We start from the raw sequence: 25,044 nt of genomic DNA on the forward strand, positions 1-25,044 counted from the left end.
CCCGCCCGCCGACCGATCCGCACGGTGCGCCGGCGCACCGACAGGAGGACCCCCGTGAAGTTCCGCTCCGACCCCGCGCAGATCAGGGGATCCCTCGCCCCGGTCATCACCCCGTTCACCGACGCAGGCGACGTCGACCACGACTCCCTGCGCCGCCTCGTGCGCTGGCAGCTGGCCAACGGCTCCGACGGCGTCTCCATCGGCGGCTCCACCGGCGAGCCGTCCTCGCAGAGCGTCGCCGAGCGCGCCGCGGCCATCCGCGTCGTCGCCGAGGAGGTCGGCGACCGCGTGCCGCTGGTGCCGGGGACCGGCTCCGCGAAGTTGGACGAAACCCTGGAGCTGACCGCCGCCGCCCGCGACGCCGGCGCCGACGCGGCCCTGGTCATCACCCCGTACTACGCGCGCCCCACCCAGGAGGCGCTCTACGTCTGGTACTCCACGGTGGCCCGGGAGTTCCCCGACCTGCCGATCGTCGCCTACAACGTGCCCTCGCGCACCGCGGTGGAGATCGCCCCCGAGACGGTCGCGCGGCTCTTCCGCGCCCACGACAACTTCGTCGGCATCAAGGAGACGACGAAGGACTTCGAGCACTTCTCCCGGGTCCTGGCCGCCTGCGGACCGGACCTGCTCGTGTGGTCCGGCATCGAACTGCTGTGCCTGCCGGTGCTGTCCCTGGGCGGGGTGGGGTTCATCTCCGCCCTGGCCAACATCGCCCCGGCCGCGGTGGCGGAGATGTACGACGCGGCGACCGCCGGGAACGCCGCCCGCGCCCGGGAGATCCACTACGGGGTGCACCCGCTGGTGGACCTGCTCTTCGTCGAGACGAACCCCGCTCCGGCGAAGTGGCTGCTGCAGCAACGCGGTCTCATCGCCTCCGACCACGTGCGCTCCCCGCTCATCCCGCTCACCGAGGCGGGCCGGCGCAAGGTGGCCGCCCTCGCGGCCGCCGCCGAGCAGTACCTCACCCCCGCCGACGTCCCCGCCCCCGCCTCGAGGTGACCAGCATGACCGCGACCGACACCACCGCCCGCACCGCCGGCCGGCACGTGCCCGAGGGCCTGCCGACGCACCTGCAGCACTTCATCGACGGTGAGCTGCGCGACTCGATCGGCGGCGAGACGTTCGACGTGCTCGACCCCGTCTCCAACGAGACCTACGCCACCGCCGCCGCCGGGCAGGCCGCCGACGTCGACGCCGCGGTGCGCGCCGCCGGGCGCGCCTTCGAGGACGGCCCGTGGCCCACGACGGCCCCGCGGGGCCGCGCGCGCGTCCTGAACCGGATCGCCGACCTGGTCGAGGCCTCCGACGCCCGCCTGGCGGAGCTGGAGACCTTCGACACCGGCCTGCCCATCACCCAGGCGCTCGGGCAGGCCCAGCGCGCCGCGGAGAACTTCCGCTTCTTCGCCGACCTGGTCGTCGCCCAGACCGACGACGCCTACAAGGTGCCCGGCAAGCAGATCAACTACGTCAACCGCAAGCCGGTCGGCGTCGCCGGTCTCATCACGCCGTGGAACACCCCGTTCATGCTGGAGTCGTGGAAGCTGGCGCCGGCGCTGGCCTCCGGGTGCGCGGTGGTGCTCAAGCCCGCGGAGTTCACGCCCCTGTCGGCGAGCCTGTGGGCGGACATCTTCACGGAGGCGGGCCTGCCGAAGGGCGTCTTCAACCTCGTCAACGGCATCGGCGAGGAGGCCGGCGACGCGCTGGTCAAGCACCCCGGCACCCGCCTGATCTCCTTCACGGGGGAGACCACCACCGGGCAGCTCATCTTCCGCAACTGCGCGGGCTCCCTCAAGGGCATGTCGATGGAGCTGGGCGGCAAGTCCCCGGCGGTCGTCTTCGCCGACGCCGACCTCGAGGCGGCGCTGGACTCCACCCTCTTCGGGGTGTTCTCCCTCAACGGCGAGCGCTGCACCGCGGGCTCCCGCATCCTCGTCCAGCGCGAGATCTACGACGAGTTCGTCGAGCGCTACGCCGCCCGGGCGCGCAACATCGTCGTCGGCGACCCGCACGACCCGCGGACCGAGGTCGGGGCGCTGGTGCACCCCGAGCACTACGAGCGGGTGATGGGCTACGTCGAGATCGGCAAGACCGAGGGGCGCCTCGTCGCCGGCGGCTCCCGCCCCGAGCACCTTCCCGTCGGCAACTACCTCGCCCCCACCGTCTTCGCCGACGTGCCCGCCACCGCCCGGATCTTCCAGGAGGAGATCTTCGGCCCCGTCGTGGCCATCACCCCGTTCGAGGACGAGGCCGAGGCGATCCGGCTGGCCAACGACGTGAAGTACGGCCTGGCCGGCTACGTGTGGACCTCGGACCTGCAGCGTGGGCACCGCGTCGCGCACTCCATCGAGGCGGGCATGGTCTGGCTGAACTCCCACAACGTGCGCGACCTGCGCAGCCCGTTCGGCGGGGTGAAGGCGTCCGGCCTCGGCCACGAGGGCGGCTACCGGTCCATCGACTTCTACACCGAGCAGCAGGCCGTGCACATCACCCTCGGCGACGTGCACACCGCCCGCTTCGGCGCCCGTGCCGCCGCCGAGACCGACGTCTGACCCGCGACGTCCCCGCACCGCTCTCGACGAGGAGAACCCCGTGGCCGACAACGCCTCCATCCCGCCCGCGGCCGCCCAGCTGCCCACCCCGCCCGACGTCATCCGCTGCGCCTACGCCGAACTGGTCGTCACCGACCTGCAGAGGTCGCGCTGGTTCTACACCGAGCTCCTCGGCCTCGTCGTCACCGCCGAGACCGAGGACGCGCTCTACCTGCGGGCCTTCGAGGAGTACCTGCACCACAGCCTCGTCATCCGGCGGGGACCCGTGGCCGCCTGCGCGAAGCTGGCGTACCGCGTGCGCACCCCGCGCGACCTGGACCTGGCGGAGGAGTACTACCGGGCCCTGGAGGTGCCGGTGCGCCGGGTGCCGGCCGGCACCACGAAGGGCATCGGGGAGGCGGTGCAGGTCGAGGACCCCCTCGGCTTCCCGGTGGAGTTCTTCCACGACGCCGAGCACGTCGAGCGCTTCACCCAGCGCTACGACCTGCACGGCGCCGGTGCCATCTCGCGGCTGGACCACTTCAACGTCGTCACCCCCGACGTGCCGGCCGCCCGCCGCTACTACGAGGGCCTCGGGTTCAAGGTGTCGGAGGACATCGCGGACTCCGAGGGCACGGTCTACGCCGCGTGGATGTACCGCAAGCCCACGGTCCACGACGTGGCGCTGACCGGCGGCGACGGCCCGCGGATGCACCACATCGCCTTCGCCACCCACGAGCGGAGCCAGATCCTGCACCTGTGCGACCACCTGGGGGCGGTGCGCCGCTCCGACCACATCGAGCGGGGCCCCGGCCGGCACGGGGTGTCGAACGCGTTCTACCTGTACCTGCTCGACCCCGACGGGCACCGCATCGAGATCTACACGCACGACTACTACACCGGTGACCCAGACAACCCGGTCATCACCTGGGACGTGCACGACAACCAGCGCCGCGACTGGTGGGGCAACCCCGTCGTCCCCTCCTGGTACGCGAACGCCTCCACGGTGCTGGACCTCGACGGCGACCCGCGCCCGGTGGTCGAGCGCCGCGACGCGCGCGAGGCCGAGGTGACGATCGGCGCGGACGGGTTCTCGTACACCCGCCGCGACGAGGTCGAGCAGGGGTTCAAGGTCGGGCACCAGGTGTGAGCCGCTGCGCCACCGGTCGCTGATCGTCCGGTGGCGCAGCCGGTGCGCGGGTACCCCGCGAGGAGGAACCCCCGCCTCGCGGGGTACCCGCGAGGCGCCCCCTGTCCTACGATGGTCGGGTCCGGACGATGTTCCCGGTGCCCGAAAAAGGGGCACGAAGCGATGGTGCGCGAGACACATACGGAAGCCGCTCACACCATCCTGCGGAGTTCGCATGTCCTCGGTATCCGCGCACGTCGCGCACGCCCTGACCCCCCACGCCACCGACGCGTTCGGCGTCATGGGCCACGGCAACGCCCACTTCCTCGACTCCCTCCACACCGGGGGCCGGGTGCGGTTCACGGCGGTGCGGCACGAGGCGGCCGCCGTCGCCGCCGCCGACGCCTACTTCCGCGCCTGCGACCGCCTCGCCGTGGCCACGACCACGTACGGCGCGGGATTCACCAACACGATCACCGCGCTCGCGGAGGCGGCACAGGCGCGGGTCCCCCTCGTGCTCGTCACCGGTGACCGGCCCACCCCGGGGCCGCGGCCCTGGGACGTCGACCAGGCGGCGATCGCCGCCGCGGTCGGCGTGCGCACCTTCGTCGTCGGCCCCGACGACGCCGCCACCGTCACGACGGCGGCCCTGCACCACGCCCTGTCCGCGCGCGTCCCCGTCGTCGTCGCGATCCCGTACGACCTCGCCGCCCGCGAGGCCGGGGTTCCCGCGACACCGCTGGCGCTGGAACCGCCCCCGCGCCCCCGCCCGGACGCGACGGCGGTCGCCGCCGCGGCCGCGGACCTGGCCGCCGCGCGGCGCCCGTTCCTCCTCGCCGGGCGCGGCGCCGTGCTGTCCGGAGCAGGTGCCGCGCTCGGCGGGCTCGCCGACGCCGTCGGGGCGGTGACGGGCACCACGGCGATCGCCCGCAGCCTCTTCCCCGACGCGCGCTACGACGTGGGGGTCACCGGGGGCTTCGGCCACGAGGAGGCGATGGCGCTGGTGGGGGAGGCCGATGTCGTCCTCGTGGTCGGCGCGGGCCTCAACCAGTTCACGTCGCGCTTCGGCCGGCTCTTCGGTCCCGGGACCAAGGTCGTCCAGGTCGACGAGTCGGAGGCCCCGACACACCCGGCGGTGTCGCACTTCGTGCGCGGTGACGCGGCGCAGGCGGTGCACGCTCTCTGCGCCGCCCTGCCGGCGCGCCGCAACGCCGACCCCGCCTGGCGGGCGGCGGCGGCGGAGCTGACCCGGCGCGGCCTGCACCGCCGCGACCCCGGGGTCAGGGTGGCGCCCGACGGGCGGCTGGACCCGCGCAGCGTCGCCACCCGGCTGGCGGAGATCCTCCCGCAGGACAGGGTCGTGGTCTCCGACGGCGGGCACTTCATCGGCTGGGCCAACGCCTACTGGCCGGTGGCGGGCCCGCACCGGATGCAGATGGTGGGCACCGCCTACCAGACGATCGGGCTCGGGCTGGCCAGCGCCGTGGGCGCGGCGAAGGCCCGCCCGGACTCCACGATCGTGCTGTCCACGGGCGACGGCGGCTGCCTGATGGCCCTGGCGGACCTGGAGAGCGTCGTGCGGGAGACTCGGCGGGGAGTGGTCGTGGTGTGGAACGACGCCGCGTACAACGCGGAGGTGAGCCTGTACGGGCGCCAGGGGCTGGCGATCGCCCCCATGCTCATCCCGGAGGTGGACTTCGCCGCCCTCGCCCGCGCCGTGGGCGCCGAGGCCGCGGTGGCGCGCACGCTGGAGGACCTCGACGCGCTGGCGGACTGGGTCGCCGCCGGGCGCGAGGGCGTGTTCCTCCTCGACTGCCGGGTCAGCGCGACGGTCGTCGCACCCCACCAGGAGGAGATCGTCGCGGTGCACGCAGCCGCGAGGTAGCGCCCGTCCGGCGGCTCTCTGCAACGGCCGGGCGCCGCCGAGGTCACGATCCCGACCGGTAGAGCGCCTCCATCCGTCGTGTCCGATCGGCGATCGCGCTGCGCAGGTCCACGGGTGCGAGGACCTCCGCGTCGGGTCCCAGCTGCAGGAGCAGCCGAACTCCGGCCTCCCCGGATTCGACCGGGACGGTGGTGCGGGCCCACCCGTCCTCGTCGTGCACCAGGTCGACCAGCAGGGGCGCGGCCGCGACGGAGAGTCGCTGGAGCAGCGCAACCCCGGCGAGCGTCAGCCGCAGCTCGGCCAGGTCGGGGTGCAGCCGGGCCAGGAAGCCCGCGACGTGCTCCTCCCAGTGGGCCTGCAGGTCGAATCCGCCCGGGACGTCGGCGGGGACGTCGAGCGGGGTCACCTCGCTGATCTCGCTGATCCGGTAGGTGCGCGGTGTCGAAGCAGCCGCCGACGCGCTGGTCGAGGCGGCGACCAGGTACCAGGTGCCGGCCTTGAGCACCAAGCCGTAGGGGTCCAGCAGGCGGACCATCCCCTCCGGGTGCCGCCAGCTCCGGTAGCCGACGCGGATCCGCCGGCCTCGCCGCACCGCCTCCGCGACAGCGGTCAGCCAGGGGACGTCGTCGGCCTGGTGGTACCAGCCGGCCGGGTCCAGGTGGAAGGTGCGGCGCGCCCGCACGGCCCGCTGCTGGAACTCGGCCGGCAGCGTCGCCTCGAGCTTGAGCCGCGCCGATCGCACTTGGGCTCCGAGCCCGAGGTCGGTGGCGGGTCCGTGGAGGCCCGTGAGGAAGAGCGTCTCCGCCTCCGGCCCGGTCAGGGCGGTGAGGCCGCTGCGGTAGCCCTGCACCAGCTCGAAGCCTCCCGCTGGGCCCGGCTCAGCGGTGATCGGCACGCCGGTCTGCTGCAGCGCCTGGACGTCGCGGTAGACGGTGCGGACCGAGACCTCGAGCGCCGCGGCGAGCTGCGCCGCGGTGTGCCTGCCGTGGACCTGCAGGAGCATCAGCAGGGACAGCAGGCGGCTGGAACTCATCCCGGGATCTTCCCAGCCATCGCTGACACGGGTTGTCAGCATCTGCCGGGAGGCTGGCGCCATGACCGCTGAGCACCCCACCGCAGATGTGCCGACCGCAGATCACCCGGCCGCGCGGGCCCTCGTGGACGCCCCGCCCGCCGACGGGCGCGCCGACTTCGACTTCCTGTTCGGCGACTGGCAGGTCAGGGCCCGCCGGGCTCACGACATGCTCGACCCGCGCTGCGACGACTGGCACGAGTTCCTCATGACCCAGCGCGCGCGCCCCCTCCTGGGAGGCCTGGGCAACACCGATTCCTGCGAGACCGCGACCGGGCCGGACGGTCAGCCCTTCGTCGGGTTCTCGCTGCGCCTCTTCGACCCCAGGGACCGGACCTGGCGGATCTGGTGGGCCTCGAACCGCAATCCCGGCCACCTCGACTCGCCGCTGGCCGGCCGGTTCGAGGAAGCACGTGGCCTCTTCCACGGACGTGATCGCATCGACGGGCGCGACGTCGACGTCCGTTTCGAGTGGACGGTGACGGGTCCGGCGACCGCCCGTTGGGAGCAGGCCTTCTCCCTCGACGACGGCGAGACGTGGTTCACCAACTTCACCATGGCGTTCGTCAGGGCGCGAGGATGACACGTCCTCCCTCGACGGTGGGCCAGCCGGTACGTCAGACCCCCGCGCCCCGCGGCAGGCGCAGGAGCGGGGCGAAGAAGGCGGCGAGCTCCTCCCGCGCGGTCAGCGGCAGCACCGCGGCGACGTACTGGTCCGGGCGCACGACGACGAGGACACCGCGCCGGTCGAGGCCGCGCAGGTCGAAGACGTCCGCCTCCGGGTCGGCGGCGTACACCTTCTCGAGGTCGAGCAGCCGGAAGGGCCCCACCCGGGGCGTGAAGAGCTGCGGCACCGCCGAGATGTCCACCTCGGCGTGCGCCTGCTGGTAGACGACCTTGACGTCGAACCACGCGTCGGGGTCGGCGCCTGCCGGCGTGGCGGCGACCGGGGAGTCCGGTGCGCCGGTGAGCCACCGCGCGAGCTCGTCGACCGCCGAGGCCCGCCCGGGTGCCGCCGCGTCGGCGAAGGCGTAGAGCCGCCAGCGGCCGTCGGCCCTGGCCTGGTGGCCGAGGTGCACGGGGTTGCCGTCGCAGACGCGCACGACCGGCGCGGACTTGAACCGCATGCCCACGGGGAAGCCCGCGGCGAGGTCCTGGTGGACCGGCTCGTCCACCACCAGCGACGGCGCGTACCGCGTCGCCATGCCGGCGAGGGTCTCGGTGGTGCGCACGTAGTACCGCTCGAGCTCGGTGGGGTCCGCCAGTTCCTCGGGCTTCTTGGCCATGAGGGTGGACCACTCGCGGTCGAAGTCGATGAGCTTCTGCGCGGCCACCTGCCGCTCGCTGGAGTAGGTCGTGAGCAGCTCCTCGGGGCTGCGGCCCTCGAGGATGTGGCCGAGCTTCCAGGCCAGGTTGAAGCCGTCCTGCATGGAGACGTTCATCCCCTGCCCGGCCTTGGCGCTGTGCGTGTGGCAGGCGTCGCCCATGATGAACACCCGCGGGGTGCGGGTGCCGGCCTCCTCCGGCCGCACGTCGTCGAAGCGGTCGGTGAGGCGGTGGCCGACCTCGTAGACGCTGTGCCAGGCCACGTCGCGCACGTCGAGGGTGAAGGGGTGCAGGATCTGCTGCGCCTTGGCGATGACCTGCTCCAGGGTCGTGCTGCGCACGGCGTGGCTGCCGCCCTCGGGGACCTCGCCGAGGTCGACGTACATCCGGAACAGGTGCCCGCCCTCCCGCGGGATGTGCAGGATGCTGCCCGCCGCGGACTGGATGGCGCACTTGCGCCGGACGTCGGGGAAGTCGGTGACGGCGAGCACGTCCATCACCCCCCACGCGTGGTTGGCCGACGCCCCGGCGAGGGTGCAGCCGATCGAGGCGCGCACCCGGCTGCGCGCGCCGTCGGCGCCGACGACGTACTTCGCCCTGACGGTGCGCGTCTCGCCCGCGCGCTCACCGCAGGTGCGGGCGAGGGTCACCTCGACCAGGTGCTCCCGGCCGTCGTGGACCTGCAGGCCGACGAACTCGTAGCCGTAGTCCGGGCGCATGCGGGTGGGGGAGGAGGCCATGAACTCCGCGAAGTGGTCCAGCACCCGGGCCTGGTTGACGATGAGGTGCGGGAACTCGCTGATGCCCGAGGGGTCGTCCGGGGTCAGCGCGGTGCGGACGATGCGGGACGGGTCGGCGGGGTCCGGCTTCCAGAACGCCGTCTCGGTGATCCGGTACGCCTCGGCGGTGATCCGCCCGGCGAAGCCGAACGCCTGGAAGGTCTCGACGCTGCGCGCCTGGATGCCGTCGGCCTGGCCGATGGCGAGGCGTTCGCCGCGTCGCTCGACGATCCGCGTCACCACGCCGGGGAACTGCGCGAGCTGCGCGGCGGTGATCATCCCGGCGGGGCCGGTGCCGACGATGAGCACGTCGACCTCGTCCGGCAGGTCGTCGGGCCGGTTGAGGCCGGTGCCGGCGGCGGGCTCGATCCGCGGGTCGCCGGAGACGTATCCGTGGTGGTGGAACTGCACGGGATCTGCCCACCTCTCTGTGGAACCCCGCGTCGAGGACGCGTTCTGTATTAGAATTCTGAATTCGCAAGCAGAGCAACGCTAGGCAGGCGTGGTGGAGCCGTCAAGGCCGACGGACACGGGGGCGGGCTCAGCGGTCCAGGCCGCTGCGGGAACCAGCGCGGAACCGGCGCGAGGAGGAGGAGACGTGGCGACCGAGGGAGTGCTGTCGCAGACGCTGTCGCGCGGGCTGCAGGTCCTGGAACTGCTCGCCGCGGCGGGCGGGGCCCTGAGCGTCGACGACGTCGCAGCCGGTCTCGGACTGCACCGTTCCATCGCCTACCGGCTGGTGCGGACGCTGGAGGCCCACCGCCTCGTCGAGCGTGACGCGGCCGGGCGCTACCGCCCGGGGGTCGGCCTGGCCGTGCTGTCGCGCTCGGTCCTGCCGGACCTGCGAACCGCTGCCGAGCCGGTCCTCGAGGCCGTCGCCGCCGACCTGGGCGTCACCGCCTTCCTCGTCGTCGCCCGCGGCGAGGAGTGCGTCACGCTGGCCAGCGTGGAACCGCGCCGCGCCGGCGCGAGCCTCGCCCAGCGCCCGGGGACCGTCCACCCGCTGGACCGGGGCGCTCCGGGGCTGGCGCTGCTCGCGGCCCGCCCCGGGGCCGCGGGCGGCCCGCGCGCCGGCGAGATCGCCGAGGTGCGCCGCCGGGGATGGGCCACCTCCCACGACGAGGTCATCCCCGGCCTGCGGGCCGTCGCGGTGCCGGTGCCGGCGCACCTGGAGGAACCCTGCGCCCTCGCCGTCGTCTACATCGACGGTGCGGCGCTGGACGAGGGGCGCCTGGGCGCGCGCCTCGCCGCAGCGGCCGGGGGCCTCGCCGCGGCGATGGGGCGAGCACCGGGCGGAGCCCCGCACGGTGAGCCCGGCGCCGGCACGCGGCTCGCCCCGGCCGTGCGGGAGTCCTAGGGTCGGCACCCCGACCACTGCGACGACGGAGGCGGTGCGACGTGCTGGGACTGCCCGACGGCGTGGAGGCGTGCCTGTTCGACCTCGACGGCGTGCTCACCGACACCGCGGCGGTCCACGACGCGGCCTGGACCGCGACGTTCGACGCGTTCCTGCGGGAGCGCTCCGACCGGACGAGGGAGCCGTTCGTGCCGTTCGACCCGGTGGAGGACTACGCCCGCCACGTCGACGGCAAACCCCGTCAGGACGGCGTCCGCGACTTCCTCGCCAGCCGCGGCCTCGCCCTGCCCGAGGGCGGCCCGGACGACCCGCCGGGCGCGGAGACCGTCCACGGCCTGGGCAACCGCAAGAACGTGGAGCTGCTGCGCCGCATCGAGGAGGAGGGCGTGCGGGTCTACGAGGGCTCCCGCCGCTACCTCGCCGCCGCCCGCGAGGCCGGCCTGCGCCGGGCCGTGGTGTCCTCCAGCGCCAACACCGCCCAGGTGCTGCAGGTGACCGGCCTCGCGGAGTTCGTGGAGCTGCGGGTGGACGGCCTGACGCTGCGCGAGCAGGGCCTGCGCGGCAAGCCCGCACCCGACGGGTTCCTCGCCGCCGCCCGGGCCCTCGGCGTCGCCCCGGAGCGCGCGGCGGTCTTCGAGGACGCCCTGGCCGGTGCGCAGGCCGGCCGCGCGGGCGGTTTCGGCTGCGTTGTGGGCGTCGACCGCGTCGACCACGCCGACGAGCTGCGCCGGCACGGGGCCGACCTCGTCGTCGCCGACCTCGCCGAGCTCCTGGACGGAGCCGCGGGGTGATCGGCCGCTCCACGTTCGGCATCGACCCGTGGCAGGTGCGCGAGCCGCGCCTGGACCTCGACGTGCTGGCGCAGTCCGAGTCGGTCTTCGCGCTGTCCAACGGCCACCTCGGCTTCCGCGGCAACCTGGAGGAGGGCGAACCGCACGGCGTGCCTGGCACCTACCTCAACTCCTTCTTCGAGGAGCGCCCGCTGCCGCACGCCGAGGCCGGCTACGGCTATCCGGAGATCGGCCAGAGCATCGTCAACGTCACCAACGGCAAGCTCGTTCGGCTGATGGTCGACGACGAGCCGTTCGACGTGCGCTACGGGCAGCTCGTCGCGCACGAGCGGGTGCTGGACCTGCGCGCGGGAACCCTGACGCGGCACGTGGAGTGGATCTCGCCCGCCGGGCGCCGCGTCCGCGTCCACACCGTGCGCCTGGTCTCCTTCACGCAGCGGGCCGTCGCCGCGCTGGAGTACGTCGTCGAAGCGGTCGACGCGCCCGTCCGGCTCATCATCCAGTCCCTCCTGGTGGCCAACGAGGCGGTTCCCACCGGCTCGGGCGACCCGCGCGCCGCCGCCGCGCTCCGCTCGCCCCTCGTTCCCGTCGAGCAGGACGCGGCCGACCTCAGGGCGGTGCTGGTGCACCGCACGCGCGCCAGCGGCCGGCAGATGGCGGCGGGGATGGACCACCGCTTCGAGTCGCCGGGCCGCGTCCAGGCCGAGACGCGGGCCGCGGAGGACTGGGCCCGGACCAGCTTTGTCACCGTCCTGCAGCCGGGGCAGCGGGTGCGGCTGGAGAAGACGCTGGCCTACGGCTGGTCCAGCCGCCGCTCCCAGCAGGCGCTGCGCGACCAGGTCGCCAGCGCGCTCACCGGCGCCCGCTACAGCGGCCTCGACGGTCTCCTCGCCGAGCAGCGCGCCTACCTCGACGAGTTCTGGGACGCCGCCGACGTGCAGGTGGAGGGCGATCCGGTCGTGCAGCAGGCCGTGCGCTTCGGCCTGTTCCACGTGCTGCAGGCCGGTGCCCGTTCCGAGGGCCGCTGCATCCCCGCCAAGGGCCTGACGGGGCCCGGCTACGACGGGCACACGTTCTGGGACACGGAGGCCTACGTCCTGCCCGTGCTCACGTACACCGCACCCGAGGCCACCGCCGACGCGCTGCGCTGGCGCCACGCCACGCTCGGGCAGGCGCGCCACCGCGCGCGGGAGCTCGGCCTCCGCGGCGCCGCCTTCCCGTGGCGCACCATCGGCGGGGCGGAGTGCTCGGGGTACTGGCCGGCCAGCACGGCGGCCTTCCACCTCAACGCCGACGTCGCCCTGGCCGTGGACCGCTACCGCACCGTGACGGGCGACGACTCGCTGGAGCGCGAGGGCGGCCTGGAGCTGCTGGTCGAGACCGCGCGGTTGTGGATGTCGCTCGGCCACCACGACCGCGACGGGCGCTGGCACGTCGTCGGTGTCACCGGGCCCGACGAGTACACCGCCGTGGTGGCCGACAACGTCTTCACCAACCTCGCTGCGGCGGCGAACCTGCGTGCGGCGGCCGCGGCGGTGCGGCGCAACCCCGACCTGGCCCGCATGCTCGGGGTCGACATGGAGGAGGGCGCCTCCTGGCGCGACGCCGCGAACGCCGTCCACGTCCCCTACGACCCCGAGCTCGGCGTCCACCCCCAGCACGAGGGCTTCACCAGGCTGCCGGAGTGGGACTTCGCCGCGCACGCGGACTACCCGCTGCTGCTCAGCGCGCCGTACTTCGACCTCTACCGCCGGCAGGTCGTCAAGCAGGCGGACCTGGCGCTGGCCATGGTGTGGTTCGGGGACCGCTTCGCCTGGGAGGACAAGGCGCGCAACGTCGACTACTACGAGCGCCGCACCGTGCGCGACTCCTCCCTCTCGGCCAGTGTGCAGGCGGTCGTGGCGGCCGAGGTGGGCCACCTCGACCTCGCCCACGACTACACCTGGGAGGCCGCCCTGGTGGACCTGAGGGACCTGCACCGCAACACCCGCGACGGATTGCACATCGCCTCCCTGGCGGGGACGTGGATCGCGCTGGTCAACGGCTTCGGCGGCCTGCGCGACCACGGGGGGACGCTCTCCTTCGACCCGAGGCTGCCCCAGGACATCGACCGGCTCCGCTTCACGCTGCGCTGGCACGGTCGCCGGCTCAGCGTCGACGTCGAACCGGACCGGGCGACGTACCTGCTGCGCGACGGTTCCGACGGCTCCGACGGCGCTGGGGTGGCCGGTCTGCGGCTGCGGCACGCGGGGGAGGACGTCACCGTCGAAGCGGGCGTCCCGCTGACGCTGCCGGTGCTCCCGCGGGCGCCGCTGCTGCCACGGCCCCCGCAGCCGCCCGGCCGCGCCCCGGCGGCCCGGCCGACCCCGTCCGGGCCCGCCCTGCTGTGACGGTTGCCGCGGTGACTCGGGTGCCCTCCGCGTCCGTGCCCGCCGGCGCCCCTCGTCGCGGGGGGGGGTGACCGCTGCGGGTCAGCGCGTGCGGGCCCCCGAGGTCTCCTCGGCGACGAGGGCCGCGGCCTCCCGCTCCAGCGCGGCGAGGTCGATCAGGAGGCTCGCCGCGCCGTAGAGCCGGTCGCTGAGGGCGTCCATCCCCGGCGACAGCACGGTCAGGTCCCCGCGCTCGGCCAGCTCGGCGAAGATGCCGTCGTTGCTGACGATGAGGGTCTCGATCGGACCCTCGACGGCCTGCGCCGCGGCGAGCAGCACCAGGTCGGCGACGTCGGCGCCGTCGGGCACGGCCTGCGCCCGGGCGGCGAACTCCGCCAGCCACGGCCGGGCCCTGGCGACCGCCCCGACCTGCCCGGCGAGGGCGACGTGGTCGGCCTGCCGGGCCAGCTCGACGACCACGGCCATCCGCGCCCGCAGCCGCCCGGGCGCCGCCCGCAGGTTGTCGAGGTCGACCAGCAGCACCCGGGGCGCGTCGGCCCAGACGGGGTAGCCCTGCACCAGGCCGCAGAGGACCTCGCCGAACGGGTCCGGCGTCGCCTGCGCCGCCTCCGGGGCCGGCGGGAGGTCGGCGAGGCGGAACCACTCGTACTCGTCCCACTCGCTCGGTCCGCCGCCCAACCCCATGCCTGCATGATCCCAGGTCCGGCGCGGGCCGACCACACCGGTGCTCAGGCGCCGCGGAACACCGGCGACCGCTTCTGCTGGAACGCCGCGAAGCCCTCGCGGTAGTCGGCTCCCGCGCTCAGCTCGCGCTGCACCGCCGCCTCCAGGGAGAGCACCTCCGCCAGGGGCAGCGCCTCGTCGCGGATGCGCGCCAGCAGGTGCTTGCTCGCGGCGAACGCCCGCGTCGGCCCCTGCGCCAGCGCCCGCGCCGTCGTCAGCGCCTCCGCCAGCGCGCTGCCCGGGGCCACCGCGCGGGAGACCAGCCCCCACGCGGCCGCCTGCGCGCCGTCGAGCAGGCGGCCGGTGTAGACGAGTTCCAGGGTGCGGGGGCGCCCGATGCGCTCGGCCATCAACAGGTGCGCGCCGCTGTCGAGCACGGCCCCGATCCGGCCGAAGGGGGAGCCCAGCTTCGCGTCCTCCGCGGCCACGACCAGGTCACAGGCCAGGGCGAGACCCAGGCCGACACCGAGCGCCGGGCCTTCCACCGCGGCCAGGGTCGGGACGGGCAGGTCCGCGATGCGGCGCACCAGCGGGTTGAAGACGTCCGCCAGCACCTGCCCGGCGTCTTCCGCGGCCGGGTCCACGCCGGCGATGTCGCGGCCCGCGCAGAAGCTGCCGCCCGCACCGGTCACGACCACCGCGCGGATCCGGCCGGCGGCGACCGACTCGGCCAGCCCGTCGAGCGCCCGGGCCAGCTCCGCGGCGGCCGGCAGGTCGAGCGCGTTGCGCCGTGCCTGCCGGTCGAGCGTCAGGACCGCGACCGCGCCGTCCTCCGCGACGCTCGCGCTCGCCGGCGTGCTGTCCACCTTCGTGCCGTCCACCTGCCTGCCCTCCACCGACGTCATCGCCGTTCCCCCTCCCGCACCTCGACGCTGCCGCGCATCACGGGGCGCTCAGCAGGACGGAGACGCCCTGCCCGACGCCCACGCACATCGTGGCGACGGCGTGGCGGCCGCCGCGGCGGTCCAGCTCCCGCGCGGCCGTCAGCACCAGGCGCGCCCCGGTGGAACCCAGCGGATGCCCCAGCGCGATGCCCCCGCCGTTGGGGTTGACGTGCTCGGCGTCGTCGGGCAGGCCGAGGCGCCGCAGCACCGCGAGCGCCTGCGCGGCGAACGCCTCGTTGAGCTCCACGACGTCGAGGTCGCCGACGCCCAGGCCGTGGCGGGCCAGCAGCTTCTCGGTGGCCGGCACCGGTCCCAGCCCCATCGTGCGCGGCTGCACGCCCGCGGTGGCGGTCCCGGCCACCCGCGCCAGCGGCCGCAGGCCGTAGCGGCGCACCGCGTCCGCCGACGCCAGCAGCAGGGCCGCGGCGCCGTCGTTGACCCCCGAGGAGTTCCCCGCCGTGACGCTGCCGCCCTCGCGGAAGGCGGGGCGCAGCCGGGCGAGCGCCTCCAGGGACGTCTCGCGGGGGTGCTCGTCGTGCTCGACGAGGGTGGCGCCGCGGCGGCCGGGGACCTTGACGGGGGCGATCTCCTCGGCGAGCAGGGCCCGGGACGCGGCGACGCGCTGCTGGGAGCGCAGCGCGAAGGCGTCCTGGTCCTCGCGGGAGACGCCGTCCTCCGCGGCGACGTTCTCGGCCGTCTCGCCCATGGAGTGCGTGCCGTAGGCCGCCTCCAGGGCTGGGTTGACGAAGCGCCAGCCGATGGTGGTGTCGAAGACCTGCGCGGTGCGGGAGAACGGCTGCTCGGCCTTCGCCATCACGAACGGGGCCCGGCTCATGCTCTCCACGCCGCCGGCGACCACGAGGTCCGCCTCGCCCGCCACGATCGCCCGCGCCCCGGTCGCCACGGCGTCCGCCCCGGAACCGCAGAGGCGGTTGACGGTGGTGCCGGAGACCGTGTGCGGGTATCCGGCGAGCAGCAGCGCCATCCGCGCCACGTCCCGGTTGTCCTCTCCGGCCTGGTTCGCGCAGCCCAGCACCACGTCGTCGACGGCGGCGGGGTCGACCCCCGGGTTGCGGGCGGCGAGCTCCCGCAGGACGTGGGCGGCCAGGTCGTCGGGCCGCACGGCGCTCAGCGCCCCGCCGTAGCGGCCGATGGGCGTGCGGACGCCGTCCACCAGGTAGGCGGTGCTCTGTCCCGAGCTCACTGACGTGCTCCCCTCGTGGTTGCCGGGTCCGGGGCGTTCCCGGCCGGGACGGGCAGGGTGCGGCTGCGGCCGCGGAACTCTGCGACGGCACGGCCCGCGCAGGTCACGGTCACGTCGTAGATTCCGCTGCGCCCCCGCAGGCTGCGCTCCGCCGCGGTGGCGACGAGTTCGTCCCCGGCGCGGGTGGGTTCCAGGAAGTCGATGTCGCAGCCGGCGGCGACGGTCGCCGGGCCGCGGCTGTTGCAGGCGTAGGCGAACGCCGTGTCCGCGAGGAGGAAGACGTAGCCGCCGTGGGTGATCCCGTGGCCGTTGGTCATCTCCGCCGCGACCCGCATGCTCACGGCCGCGCGGCCGGGGGAGACGGACAGCAGCTCGATGCCGAGGTGCGCGGCGACGGTGTCGGCGGCGCGCAGCGCCCCGACGGTGCGCTCGGCGAGCTCCTGCGTGCCGGCCGCGACGTCGGGGGGCGCCGCCGGAACGGGGGCGGTGGGGGCCACGGTGCTCTCCTCGTCGTCTTCGACCGAACGTTCGGTTTACGCGCTGGTGGGCGCCGCCGTCAAGACCCCGGCCGATCACCGGTCGTGGCGCGTCCCGCCCGTGCCATGCTCCCGGCATGGCCGCACCGCAGACAGCCCGACGGGTCCAGCGCTACGACACCGCCTCCCTGCTCGCGGTGGCCGTGCGGGTCTTCACGGAGCGCGGCTACGACGGCACGAGCATGGAGGACCTCGCGCGCGCGGCCGGGGTGTCGAAGTCGTCGATCTACCACCACGTCGACGGCAAGGAGCACCTGCTGCACCTGGCCCTCGAGCGCGCCCTCGACCCGCTCTTCGCCGTCCTGGAGGAGCCGGCCGCCACGCAGGGCCCCGCCCTCGCCCGGCTGGAGCACGTCCTGCGGCGGGAGGTGGAGGTGCTGGTCGCCGAGCTGCCCTACGTCACGCTGCTGCTGCGGGTCCGCGGCAACACGGAGACCGAGCGCTGGGCGCTGCAGCGCCGCCGCGACTTCGACGCCGCCGTGGCCGCCCTCGCCGCGCGCGCGGCGCAGGAGGGCGACCTGCGCGCCGACCTCGACCCCGCCCTGGTGACGCGCCTCGTCTTCGGCATGATCAACTCCGTCGTGGAGTGGTACCGGCCGAAGTCGGCGCGTGGCGGCGGCGCGGGCTCGCGGGCGGAGACCGACGGCCTCGCCGACGCCGTCCTGGCCCTCGCCCTGGACGGGCTCCGCGCCCGCTGACGCGCCCGCGCCCGGCCGCCTCGACCCCCCTTGACGACGGCGGGTCGCTGCGCCACGCTGCAACCGAACGTTCGGTTGGTCTCGAGGAGGAGCCGTGCCGGTCACCGACCCGTCGCCCGCACTGCAGGCGGCCGTGGAACCCGACGAGGCGGCGCTCGCCGAGCGCTTCGAGCGCACCGTTGCCGCCGAGGAGCGCATCGAACCGCGCGACTGGATGCCCGAGGCGTACCGCAAGACCCTCATCCGGCAGATCGCGCAGCACGCCCACTCCGAGATCATCGGCATGCAGCCCGAGGGGAACTGGATCACCCGCGCCCCCAGCCTGCGACGCAAGGCGATCCTGCTCGCGAAGGTGCAGGACGAGGCTGGCCACGGCCTCTACCTCTACAGCGCCGCGGAGACCCTCGGCGTCGACCGCGCCGAACTGCTGGACCTCCTGCACGCCGGCAGGCAGAAGTACTCCTCGATCTTCAACTACCCGACGCCGACGTGGGCCGACGTCGGCGCCATCGGCTGGCTCGTCGACGGCGCCGCCATCGTGAACCAGGTGCCCATCACCCGCTGCTCCTACGGGCCCTACGCCCGGGCCATGGTGCGCATCTGCAAGGAGGAGTCCTTCCACCAGCGGCAGGGCTTCGAGATCCTGCACCACCTCTCGAGCGGCACTCCCGAGCAGCACGCCATGGCGCAGGACGCCGTGGACCGCTGGTGGTGGCCGTCGCTGATGATGTTCGGCCCGCCCGACGACGCCTCGCCGAACAGCGCCCGCTCCATGGCGTGGAAGATCAAGCGGTTCTCCAACGACGAGCTGCGCCAGCGCTTCGTGGACATGGCCGTCCCGCAGGCGGAGGCGCTCGGCCTCACGCTGCCCGATCCCGAACTGCGCTGGGACGCCGAGAGCGGCCACTACCGCTTCGGGGCCATCGACTGGACGGAGTTCCACGAGGTGCTGCGCGGCAACGGGCCCTGCAACGCCCTGCGCGTCGAGCACCGCGTGCGCGCCCACGAGGAGGGTGCCTGGGTGCGCGAGGCCGCCGACGCCTACGCCGCCAAGCACGCCGCCCGGGCCGGCGCGGAGGTGGCGGCGTGAGCGCCGAGGTGCGCGCCGAGGGCGGCCACGGCGCCGTGCCCGTGGAGGGGGTCGCCACCGGCACACCCACGCCCACCCGCGCCTCGCGCCGCGACTGGCCCCTGTGGGAGGTCTTCGTGCGCGGGCGCCGGGGCCTGGCACACACCCACGTGGGGAGCCTGCACGCCCCCGACGCCACGATGGCCCTGCGCAACGCCCGCGACGTCTACACCCGCCGGCAGGAGGGGGTCTCCCTCTGGGTGGTCCCGGCCGCCGCCATCACCGCCTCCAGTCCCGACGAGCGGGACCCGTTCTTCGCCCCCGCCGCGGACAAGGCCTACCGGCACCCGACGTTCTACGAGGTGCCCGAGGGGGTGCAGCACCTGTGAGCGCCCCCGCCCGCGTCGAGAGCTCCGCCCCCGTCGACCAGCCCGCCACCGGCGCGGGCACCACCGCGGCGACCGTGCAGTACCTGCTGCGCCTCGGTGACGACGCCCTCGTCCTCGCCCAGCGCCTCGGCGCCCAGCTGACCCGCGCCCCCCAGCTGGAGGAGGACGTGGCCCTGGCCAACATCGCCCTCGACCTGCTGGGGCAGGCCCGGCCGCTGCTGGCCCGCGCCGGGGAGCTGGAGGGCCGCGGGCGCGACGAGGACGCCCTGGCGTTCCTGCGCGAGGAGCGCGACTTCCTCAACTGCCAGCTCGTGGAGCAGCCCGACGTCGACTTCGCCGGCACCATCGCCCGGCAGCTGCTGTTCTCCTGCTACCAGCTGCCCCTGCTGCAGGCCCTGACCACCAGCGCCGACGAGGTGCTGGCCGGGGTCGCCGGCAAGGGCGTGAAGGAGGTCGCGTACCACCGCGACCACGCCGTCCAGTGGACCCTGCGCCTCGGTGACGGCACCGAGGAGAGCTCCCGGCGGATGCAGGCGGCCCTCGACCGGCTCTGGCCCTTCGCGGCGGAGCTGTTCGAGAGCGACGACCTCGTCCGCTCCCTCGCCGTGCGCGGGGTCGCCGTGGACCCTGCCAGCGTGCGCCCGCGCTGGGACGCCGACGTCGACGCGGTCCTCGCCGAGGCGGGCCTGGCGCGCCCGTCCTCCGTGCGGGTCGCCACCGGGGGGCGCCGGGGCCTGCACACGGAGTGCTTCGGCTACCTGCTCGCGGAGATGCAGCACCTGGCGCGCTCGCACCCCGGAGCGACCTGGTGAACGAGCAGCCGGTGCTCGCCGAGACCGGGACGGTGCTCGCCGCGGAGCAGGCCCCGCCGTCCCCCGGGCCGCCGCCGATGTCGCCGGCGGACCTGAAGCTGGCCCGCATCGTGGCGGGGCAGGTCCCCGACCCCGAGGTCCCGGTCCTCACGATCGCCGACCTCGGCGTGCTGCGCGACGTCGACGACCACGACGGCCACCTGCGGGTCACCATCACCCCCACCTACTCCGGGTGCCCCGCGGTGGAGGCGATCCGCGACGACCTGATCTCCCGCCTCAGCGCGGCGGGCTTCCCGCACGTCGAGGTCGTCACCACCCTCAGCCCGGCGTGGACGACGGAGTGGATGAGCGAGGAGGGTCGCCGCAAGCTCGCCGAGTACGGCATCGCGCCGCCGCTGCGGCGCGCGGGAGGCACGGTGAGCCTCGTGCTCACCGTGCGCTGCCCGCAGTGCGGTTCCGCCCGCACCCGGGAGCTGAGTCGCTTCGGCTCCACCGCCTGCAAGTCGCTGCGCGTCTGCGACGACTGCCGGGAGCCGTTCGACCACTTCAAGGACCACTGACTCCGAGGGTCACCGACTCCAGGACCACCGGGCCGCCGCCCGCGCCCCGACCGCCGAGACACGAGGACGCCTGATGCCCGCGACGTTCCACCCCCTGCGCGTGCGGGAGGTCGAGCGGCTGACCGACGACGCCGTCGCCATCTCCTTCGACGTGCCCGAGCACCTGCGCGCGGCCTACGAGTTCCGCCCGGGCCAGCACCTCACCCTGCGCCGCGTGGTCGACGGGAAGGAGGCCAGGCGCAGCTACTCCATCTGCGCCCCGGCCGGTTCCGGGCGCCTGCGGGTGGCGGTCAAGAGGATCGACGGGGGAGCGTTCAGCGGTTGGGCCACGCGGGAGCTGCGCCCTGGCGACGAGGTCGACGTCATGACGCCGGCCGGCCGGTTCGGCACCACGTTCGAGCCGCAGCGGGCGAGCTCCTACGTCGCCATCGCCGCCGGCAGCGGCATCACCCCCGTCCTGTCCCTGCTCGCCACCGGCCTGGAGGTGGAGCGCGGCAGCCGCTTCACCCTGGTCTACGGCAACCGCAGCAGCGCCACCGTCATGTTCCTGGACGAGCTGGCGGACCTGAAGGACCGCCATCCCGAGCGACTGCAGGTGCTGCACGTGCTCTCCCGCGAGTCGCAGGACGCGCCGCTGCTGTCCGGGCGCATCGACGCGGAGAAGCTGCGCACGCTCCTGGGCAGCCTGCTGCGCCCGGAGGACGTCGACGCCTGGTTCCTCTGCGGCCCCGAGGAGATGGTCGCCGAGTGCCGGCGGGTGCTCGACGCGTCGGGGGTTCCCGCCGCGAGCGTGCACCGGGAGCTGTTCCACGTCGCCGGGGCCGAGCCCGTGCTGCGGCCGACGCGCGACCGGGACGCGGCCCGCGGAGCGGGGAGCAGCGTCACCGTCCTGCTCGACGGCCGCAGCACCACCCTCGACCTCGCCGTCGAGGACGAACCCGTGCTGGACGCCGTGCTGCGTGTGCGCCCCGACGCCCCGTTCGCCTGCAAGGGCGGCGTCTGCGGCACCTGCCGGGCGAGGGTGCTGGAGGGCAGCGTGCGCATGGAGCACGACTACGCGCTGGAGGAGTACGAGAAGGAGGCGGGCTACGTGCTGGCGTGCCAGTCCCACCCGACCAGCGACCGCGTCGTGCTGGACTTCGACCAGTGACCGGGCAGCCGCGGACCGGGGAGAACGGCGAGGCCGCCGTGGGCGGCCTGGTGGTCAGCGACCTCGGCGACCGCGTCCTGGCGCGCATCGACCGCCCTGCCACCCGCAACGCCATCGACGCCGCGCTCGTCGACGCCCTGCACGCCCTGTGCGCGGAGCTGGAGCGCGAGCCGCGCCCCCTGGTCCTCACCGGCGGCGAGGGGATCTTCGCCTCCGGCGCCGACATCCGCCAGCTGCGCGAACGCCGCCGCGACGACGCGCTGCGGGGCATCAACTCCGCGGTCTTCGACCGTGTCGCGAAGCTGCCCATGCCGACGGTGGCCGCCGTCGACGGCCACGCCCTCGGCGGCGGGGCGGAGCTGGCCTACGCCTGCGACTTCCGCGTCGCCACGACCCGCGCCCGCTTCGGCAACCCCGAGACGGGTCTCGGGATCATGGCCGCCGCCGGGGCAACCTGGCGGCTGCGCGAACTCGTCGGCGAACCGCTGGCCCGGGAGATCCTCCTGGCCGGGCGGATCCTCGACGCCCCGGAGAGCCTCGCGGCCCACCTCGTCACCGAGGTCGTGCAACCGGAGGACCTGCTGCCCGCCGCGGACCGGCTCGTCGACCGAATCCTGCGCAACGGCGGCCTCGCCGTGCGACTGACGAAACTGGCGCTGCGGATGCCGCCGGGGGCGCACCCCGCCTTCGACGACGTCGCGCAGGCCGTCCTGTTCGAGACGGAGGAGAAGGAGCGGCGCATGACCGCCTTCCTGGAACGCCGACGGCCGGCCGGGGGGACCTCGTGAACGCCTCCACCGCCGGCACCACCGCCCCGGCGCCCGCGTGGAACGGATCCGGTGGACTGCCCGCGCAGTGCGGTGTGCTGGGCGGCGGCCGGATGGGATCGGGCATCGCCCACGCCCTGCTGCTCGCCGGCGCGGCGGTCCGCGTCGCCGAGAGCGAGGACGGGCGCGCCGAGGAGGCCCGCGCCGCCGTGGAGCGCGCCGTCCGCGCCAGCGAGCAGCGCGGCGTCCTCACGGGCTCCGCCACGGAGGTGCTGCAGCGCCTGGAGGTCGGCGTCGGGGCGCGCTTCCTCGCGCCGTGCGGACTCGCGGTCGAGGCCGTTCCTGAGGACCCCGCCCTCAAGGCCCGGGTGCTGGCGGAACTGGACGACGCGCTCGCCCCCGGCGCGGTCCTGGCCACCAACACCTCCTCGATCAGCATCGCCGAACTCGCCGCTGCGCTCGGCCCGGACCGGCCGTTCCTCGGCCTGCACTTCTTCAACCCCGTGCCGGCCAGCGCCCTCGTGGAGGTGGTGCACGCCCCGTCCACCCCGCCGGGACTCGTCGAGAGCGCCCGGGGCTGGGTCGGCGAACTCGGCAAGACGGCCGTCGTCGTCCGCGACGCCCCCGGCTTCGCCTCCAGCCGCCTCGGTCTCGCCCTGGGGCTGGAGGCCGTGCGCATGGTGGAGGAGGGCGTCGCCGCACCCGAGGACATCGATGCCGCGATGGTCCTCGGCTACCGCCACCCGATCGGGCCGCTGCGACTGACCGACCTGGTCGGCCTGGACGTCCGCCTCGGCATCGCCGAGCACCTCGAGCGCACGCTCGGGCCCCGTTTCGCCCCGCCGCAGCTCCTGCGCGACAAGGTCGCGCGCGGAGAGCTGGGCCGCAAGAGCGGCCGGGGTTTCTACTCCTGGGAGGAAGGTTCCCGATGACCGCCACCGCCGTGCGCGACGTCGCCACCGTCGACAGCTTCATCGCCGGGCGCTGGAGCGCCCCCGGAGGGGAGACGGCCACGCTGCTGCACGCCGCCACCTCCGAGCCCGTCGCCCGCATCGCCGCCACCACCCCCGACGCGGCCACCGCCGCGGAGCACGCCCGCCGCGTCGGCGGTCCGGCGCTGCGTGCGCTGACCTTCCACCAGCGGGCGCTGCTGCTCAAGCAGCTCGCGCAGCACCTCGACGCCCGCAAGGACCACTTCTACGACCTGTCCACCTGGACGGGCGCCACCCGCCGCGACTCCCTCATCGACATCGACGGCGGCATCGGCGTGCTGTTCACCTACGGCTCCAAGGGCCGGCGGGAACTGCCCGGCGGCACCGTCTACCTCGACGGTCCGACCGAGCCGCTGGGACGGGGCGGGCAGTTCCTCGGCCAGCACGTCTACACCCCCCGCCACGGGGTGGCGGTGCAGATCAACGCCTTCAACTTCCCCGTCTGGGGGATGCTCGAGAAGCTCGCGCCGGCCTTCCTCGCCGGGGTGCCGACGATCGTGAAGCCGGCGAGCCAGACCGCTTACCTCGCCGAGGCCGTCGTGCGGGAGGCGCTGGAGTCGGGACTGCTGCCCGAGGGCAGCCTGCAGCTGCTCGCGGGCAGCGCGCGCGGGGTGCTCGACGTGCTCGGCGACCAGGACCTCGTGGCGTTCACCGGTTCCGCCTCGACCGCGAACTCGCTGCGCTCGCACCGCGCCGTGCTGGAGGGCGGGGTGCGCTTCACCTCCGAGGCGGACTCGCTGAACTTCTCCCTCCTCGGGCCCGACGCCGTGCCGGGAACCGCGGAGTTCGACCTGTTCGTCCGCCAGCTCGTCACCGAGATGACCGCGAAGGCGGGGCAGAAGTGCACCGCGATCCGCCGGGCCCTGGTGCCCGTGGAGCTGCTCGGCGCGGTGTCGGAGGCGGTGGAGGCCCGCATCGCGGAGAAGGTGCGCGTCGGGCACCCCGGTGCCGACGGCGTGACGATGGGTGCGCTGGTCAGCCTGCAGCAGCGCGAGGAGGTCCGCGCGCGCGTCGGCGACCTGCAGCGGGCGGCCCGCATCGTGGTGGGCGACCCCACGCGCATGGAACTGGTGGACGCCGACGCCGAGCGCGGCGCGTTCCTGCCGCCGATGCTGCTGCTCGCCGAGGACGCCGGACGCCCGGAGGTCCACGAGGTGGAGGCGTTCGGCCCGGTGAGCACCCTCCTCGGGTACCGCTCCACCGCGGAGGCGGTCGAGCTCGCCGCCCGCGGCAAGGGCAGCCTCGTCGGCTCGGTGGTCTCCGCCGACACCGACGTCGTGCGCGACGTGGTGCTCGGGGTCGCGCCGTGGCACGGTCGCGTCCTCGTCCTCGACCGGGACTCCGCGAAGGAGTCCACCGGGCACGGCTCGCCGCTGCCGCACCTGACCCACGGCGGACCCGGCCGCGCCGGCGACGGGGAGGAGCTCGGCGGCATCCGCGGCGTCCTGCACTACATGCAGCGCACCGCGCTGCAGGGGTCCCCGCGCGCTCTCTCCGCGGTGACCGGCACGTGGTTCCCCGGCGCCCCCAGGAGCACCCCGCAGGAGCACCCGTTCCGGCTGTCGCTGGCGGAGCTGTCGGTCGGCGACTGCGTCGAGGCGGGCCCGCGCACCGTCACCCTGGAGGACATCGAGCACTTCGCCGACTTCTCCGGGGACCGCTTCTACGCCCACATGGACCAGGAGGCGGCCGCCGCGAACCCCTTCTTCGAGGGGCGGGTGGCCCACGGCTACTTCCTGGTGTCGATGGCGGCGGGGCTGTTCGTCCAGCCCGACCCCGGCCCGGTGCTGGCCAACTACGGGCTGGAGGACCTGCGCTTCCTGACCCCCGTCTACCCCGGTGACCAGGTGCGGGTGCAGCTGACGGCGAAGTCGATCGCCCCGCGCGTCGACGCCGACTACGGCGAGGTCCGCTGGGACGCGCGGCTGCTCAACCAGCGCGACGAGCTGGTCGCCACCTACGACGTCCTCACCCTGGTCGCCAAGACGCGCTGAGGCGGGTGC

General features: G+C 74.7%; 23 protein-coding genes. 17 read left to right on the top strand and 6 right to left on the bottom strand.

What is annotated here, in order from left to right:
* Positions 1 to 54: 54 nt before the first annotated feature.
* From dapA to CLV92_RS11090, 4 genes are all read left to right on the top strand, one after another.
* Positions 55 to 999, top strand: a complete 945-nt coding sequence (gene dapA, locus CLV92_RS11075) for a 4-hydroxy-tetrahydrodipicolinate synthase (RefSeq protein ID WP_104432894.1) — start codon at positions 55 to 57, stop codon at positions 997 to 999.
* Between the two features lie 5 nt (positions 1,000 to 1,004).
* The gene (gene hpaE, locus CLV92_RS11080) at positions 1,005 to 2,549 is read left to right on the top strand and encodes a 5-carboxymethyl-2-hydroxymuconate semialdehyde dehydrogenase (protein ID WP_104432895.1); all 1,545 of its coding nucleotides are present in this window, start codon (positions 1,005 to 1,007) and stop codon (positions 2,547 to 2,549) included.
* Positions 2,550 to 2,589: 40 nt separating this feature from the next.
* Complete coding sequence (gene hpaD, locus CLV92_RS11085; protein WP_245886710.1) at positions 2,590 to 3,678, top strand: 3,4-dihydroxyphenylacetate 2,3-dioxygenase; 1,089 nt, start codon at positions 2,590 to 2,592, stop codon at positions 3,676 to 3,678.
* A gap of 214 nt (positions 3,679 to 3,892) precedes the next feature.
* Positions 3,893 to 5,542, top strand: a complete 1,650-nt coding sequence (locus tag CLV92_RS11090; RefSeq protein ID WP_104432896.1) for a thiamine pyrophosphate-binding protein — start codon at positions 3,893 to 3,895, stop codon at positions 5,540 to 5,542.
* A gap of 43 nt (positions 5,543 to 5,585) precedes the next feature.
* Here the strand turns inward: CLV92_RS11090 and CLV92_RS11095 are convergent, their stop codons facing one another.
* Positions 5,586 to 6,575: a helix-turn-helix transcriptional regulator gene (locus tag CLV92_RS11095; protein WP_104432897.1), complete on the bottom strand. Its 990-nt coding sequence runs from the start codon at positions 6,573 to 6,575 to the stop codon at positions 5,586 to 5,588.
* A 61-nt stretch (positions 6,576 to 6,636) separates the two neighbouring features.
* Between CLV92_RS11095 and CLV92_RS11100 the strand changes: the two genes are divergently transcribed.
* Positions 6,637 to 7,197, top strand: a complete 561-nt coding sequence (locus CLV92_RS11100) for a hypothetical protein (RefSeq protein WP_211291053.1) — start codon at positions 6,637 to 6,639, stop codon at positions 7,195 to 7,197.
* A 34-nt stretch (positions 7,198 to 7,231) separates the two neighbouring features.
* Here CLV92_RS11100 and CLV92_RS11105 read toward each other — a convergent pair whose 3' ends face one another.
* Positions 7,232 to 9,130 carry an FAD-binding monooxygenase gene (locus tag CLV92_RS11105; protein WP_104432898.1) on the bottom strand — a complete coding sequence of 633 codons (1,899 nt, stop codon included), beginning with the start codon at positions 9,128 to 9,130 and terminating at the stop codon, positions 7,232 to 7,234.
* 187 nt (positions 9,131 to 9,317) lie between these two features.
* Here CLV92_RS11105 and CLV92_RS11110 point away from each other — a divergent pair, with 187 nt between their 5' ends.
* From CLV92_RS11110 to CLV92_RS11120, 3 genes are read left to right on the top strand one after another with little or no spacing between them, the layout of a single operon-like run.
* Positions 9,318 to 10,076, top strand: coding sequence for an IclR family transcriptional regulator (locus tag CLV92_RS11110; RefSeq protein ID WP_104432899.1), 759 nt, complete (start codon positions 9,318 to 9,320; stop codon positions 10,074 to 10,076).
* A gap of 41 nt (positions 10,077 to 10,117) precedes the next feature.
* A complete protein-coding gene (locus tag CLV92_RS11115) occupies positions 10,118 to 10,867 on the top strand; it encodes a beta-phosphoglucomutase family hydrolase (protein ID WP_104432900.1) in 750 nt (249 codons plus the stop codon).
* Entirely contained in the window at positions 10,864 to 13,257 is a 2,394-nt protein-coding gene (locus tag CLV92_RS11120) for a glycoside hydrolase family 65 protein (protein WP_104432901.1), read from the top strand. The genes CLV92_RS11115 and CLV92_RS11120 overlap by 4 nt, the downstream gene beginning before the upstream one ends.
* Before the next feature lie 81 nt (positions 13,258 to 13,338).
* On the opposite strand, the gene CLV92_RS11125 is transcribed toward CLV92_RS11120, so the two are convergent.
* The 4 genes from CLV92_RS11125 to paaI are packed head-to-tail and all read right to left on the bottom strand — an operon-like array spanning position 13,339 to position 16,565.
* The gene (locus tag CLV92_RS11125; RefSeq protein WP_104432902.1) at positions 13,339 to 13,941 is read right to left on the bottom strand and encodes an NYN domain-containing protein; all 603 of its coding nucleotides are present in this window, start codon (positions 13,939 to 13,941) and stop codon (positions 13,339 to 13,341) included.
* Between the two features lie 44 nt (positions 13,942 to 13,985).
* Positions 13,986 to 14,825 (bottom strand): enoyl-CoA hydratase/isomerase family protein, encoded by an 840-nt coding sequence (locus CLV92_RS11130; RefSeq protein ID WP_104432903.1) that lies wholly within the window; start codon positions 14,823 to 14,825, stop codon positions 13,986 to 13,988.
* A gap of 37 nt (positions 14,826 to 14,862) precedes the next feature.
* Complete coding sequence (pcaF, locus tag CLV92_RS11135; RefSeq protein WP_104432904.1) at positions 14,863 to 16,068, bottom strand: 3-oxoadipyl-CoA thiolase; 1,206 nt, start codon at positions 16,066 to 16,068, stop codon at positions 14,863 to 14,865.
* A complete protein-coding gene (gene paaI, locus CLV92_RS11140; RefSeq protein ID WP_211291054.1) occupies positions 16,065 to 16,565 on the bottom strand; it encodes a hydroxyphenylacetyl-CoA thioesterase PaaI in 501 nt (166 codons plus the stop codon). The genes pcaF and paaI overlap by 4 nt, the downstream gene beginning before the upstream one ends.
* Positions 16,566 to 16,681: 116 nt before the next feature.
* Here paaI and CLV92_RS11145 point away from each other — a divergent pair, with 116 nt between their 5' ends.
* The 9 genes from CLV92_RS11145 (at position 16,682) to paaZ (ending at position 25,035) form a co-directional block, all read left to right on the top strand.
* Entirely contained in the window at positions 16,682 to 17,302 is a 621-nt protein-coding gene (locus CLV92_RS11145; RefSeq protein ID WP_104432905.1) for a TetR/AcrR family transcriptional regulator, read from the top strand.
* Between the two features lie 121 nt (positions 17,303 to 17,423).
* Complete coding sequence (paaA, locus tag CLV92_RS11150; protein WP_211291075.1) at positions 17,424 to 18,392, top strand: 1,2-phenylacetyl-CoA epoxidase subunit PaaA; 969 nt, start codon at positions 17,424 to 17,426, stop codon at positions 18,390 to 18,392.
* On the top strand, positions 18,389 to 18,760 hold the full coding sequence (gene paaB, locus CLV92_RS11155; protein WP_170112748.1) for a 1,2-phenylacetyl-CoA epoxidase subunit PaaB: 372 nt from the start codon (positions 18,389 to 18,391) through the stop codon (positions 18,758 to 18,760). Before paaA ends, paaB begins: the two co-directional genes overlap by 4 nt.
* Complete coding sequence (gene paaC, locus CLV92_RS11160) at positions 18,757 to 19,572, top strand: 1,2-phenylacetyl-CoA epoxidase subunit PaaC (protein WP_104432907.1); 816 nt, start codon at positions 18,757 to 18,759, stop codon at positions 19,570 to 19,572. Before paaB ends, paaC begins: the two co-directional genes overlap by 4 nt.
* Before the next feature lie 77 nt (positions 19,573 to 19,649).
* On the top strand, positions 19,650 to 20,132 hold the full coding sequence (gene paaD, locus CLV92_RS11165; RefSeq protein WP_104433047.1) for a 1,2-phenylacetyl-CoA epoxidase subunit PaaD: 483 nt from the start codon (positions 19,650 to 19,652) through the stop codon (positions 20,130 to 20,132).
* Positions 20,133 to 20,205: 73 nt separating this feature from the next.
* The gene (paaE, locus tag CLV92_RS11170) at positions 20,206 to 21,282 is read left to right on the top strand and encodes a 1,2-phenylacetyl-CoA epoxidase subunit PaaE (RefSeq protein WP_104432908.1); all 1,077 of its coding nucleotides are present in this window, start codon (positions 20,206 to 20,208) and stop codon (positions 21,280 to 21,282) included.
* On the top strand, positions 21,279 to 22,070 hold the full coding sequence (locus tag CLV92_RS11175; protein WP_211291055.1) for an enoyl-CoA hydratase/isomerase family protein: 792 nt from the start codon (positions 21,279 to 21,281) through the stop codon (positions 22,068 to 22,070). Before paaE ends, CLV92_RS11175 begins: the two co-directional genes overlap by 4 nt.
* On the top strand, positions 22,067 to 22,981 hold the full coding sequence (locus CLV92_RS11180; protein ID WP_211291056.1) for a 3-hydroxyacyl-CoA dehydrogenase family protein: 915 nt from the start codon (positions 22,067 to 22,069) through the stop codon (positions 22,979 to 22,981). The genes CLV92_RS11175 and CLV92_RS11180 overlap by 4 nt, the downstream gene beginning before the upstream one ends.
* Entirely contained in the window at positions 22,978 to 25,035 is a 2,058-nt protein-coding gene (paaZ, locus tag CLV92_RS11185; RefSeq protein ID WP_104432909.1) for a phenylacetic acid degradation bifunctional protein PaaZ, read from the top strand. The genes CLV92_RS11180 and paaZ overlap by 4 nt, the downstream gene beginning before the upstream one ends.
* Positions 25,036 to 25,044: the final 9 nt, after the last annotated feature.

It is taken from the genome of Kineococcus xinjiangensis, from assembly GCF_002934625.1.
GTDB lineage: Bacteria > Actinomycetota > Actinomycetes > Actinomycetales > Kineococcaceae > Kineococcus_A > Kineococcus_A xinjiangensis.